The 1,660-nt window shown below is 47.4% G+C and carries 2 protein-coding genes and 1 pseudogene; all 3 read left to right on the forward strand.

All coding sequences use genetic code 11. The features are described 5' to 3' along the window. Positions 1 to 560, forward strand: a pseudogene (locus tag A3729_RS17775) (hypothetical protein); the annotation flags it as partial. 14 nt (positions 561 to 574) lie between these two features. Beyond that, positions 575 to 799, forward strand: coding sequence for a HypC/HybG/HupF family hydrogenase formation chaperone (locus tag A3729_RS17780; protein WP_068511835.1), 225 nt, complete (start codon positions 575 to 577; stop codon positions 797 to 799). Then, the coding region (gene hypD, locus A3729_RS17785; RefSeq protein ID WP_068634141.1) for a hydrogenase formation protein HypD at positions 789 to 1,660 on the forward strand (872 nt) is incomplete at its 3' end. The genes A3729_RS17780 and hypD, both read left to right, overlap by 11 nt.

Raw genomic sequence — 1,660 nt, forward strand, 5'->3', positions numbered from 1 at the left:
CAAAAACAAGTAGGGAACAGGCATTCGAAGCTTACGCAGATAGCCTCAAGAATGAGCTCACTAGTCATTTCATTCTGAATGGAACGCACCATTTTACGAGCAGTGCAGGCAGGTGGTTCGATGCAGCCGCCTCAATAATCGGCGTTCGCCAAGAGTGTACTTATGAAGGGCAAGCCGCTGCAGAGTTGGAGTCTTTGGCTCGATCAGCCTCCAGGGACCACGTTCAATCTCTTGTCAAAATCGATGAGAAAAACCAACTCTTACTTAGCCCGCTTCTTCCTTATTTAAGCGCTATGGAGAATAAACCTCAGGCTGCATACTTGTTCCATCGCGAGTTAGTCGATGGTCTCGTTCGTTGGTTAGAGAAATCAAGCAAACAGCGCCAGACTAAAGCGGTCTATTGCTCAGGAGGTTGCTTCCAAAATCGGCTTCTCAGAGAATCGCTTAACGAACACTTAACTTCACAGGGATTTAAGGTATATTTCCCTATCAAGCTGCCCGCCAACGACGGTGGCATCGCTCTGGGTCAAGCTTACTTGAGCCATTGGCAAAATAACTAAGGACTCTCAGCACCATGTGCCTTGCACTTCCGGTAAAAATTGAAACACTTCTCGATGATGAACAAGCGATCGTTGAGCTAAGCGGTGTGAAGACCAAGATTTCGACGGCACTAGTCGAAGATGTCCATGTCGGCGACTATGTTATTTTACATGTTGGTTATGCGCTCAATAAGCTGGATGAAGAAGAGGCCAAACGAACACTAGCGCTCTTTGCACAAGGAGAGACTGATGAGCGCTAAAACAAAAGCCTCACCAGAGTTAAAGTACATCAGCGAGTTCCGACAAGGTTCGCTGGCCAAGAAACTAAGCCAAAGCATAACCAATGAAGTACAGAGTGATAAACGCTATCGCTTAATGGAATTTTGTGGTGGGCACACGCATACCATTTTTCGCTATGGTATCCCTGACTTACTTCCTGAAAATATCGACTTGCTCCATGGGCCCGGCTGCCCTGTTTGTGTCCTGCCCATTAGCGCGATCGATAATGCTATCTCGCTCGCACTGCAGCCAAATACGATTCTCTGCTCTTATGGTGATATGTTGCGCGTACCCGGCAGCAAAACAATGAGCTTGTTAAAAGCACGCGCCCAAGGAGCTGATGTGCGCATGCTCTACTCGCCGCTCGAAGCACTAACACTGGCTCAAGATAACCCTGGCAAGGATATCGTATTCTTTGCTGTTGGCTTCGAAACGACAACGCCTCCTACAGTTGCTATGCTCGACGCCGCTGTCAAAGCCAATATTAAAAACCTATTTATCTACTGCAACCACGTACTGACACCTCCGGCAATCACCGGTATTCTAGAGCCAGCTAAACAAGCTGGAACTAGAGTACTTGATGGTTTAATTGGCCCTGGCCACGTAAGCGTTATCACTGGTGAACGCCCTTATCTTGAACTTGCCAAACATTACCAGACAGCCATTACCATTTCCGGCTTTGAACCCTTGGACATCCTTCAGTCTATTTTAATGCTTGTTCGCCAAATTAACCGAAACACCTGCCAGGTTGAAAACCAATATACGCGCGCAGTAAGCTTTGAGGGAAACCAGAAAGCACAGGCACTGACCAAGAAGTACCTAGACCTTCGACAGAGTTTCGA

The sequence above is a fragment of the Oleiphilus sp. HI0043 genome (assembly GCF_001634935.1).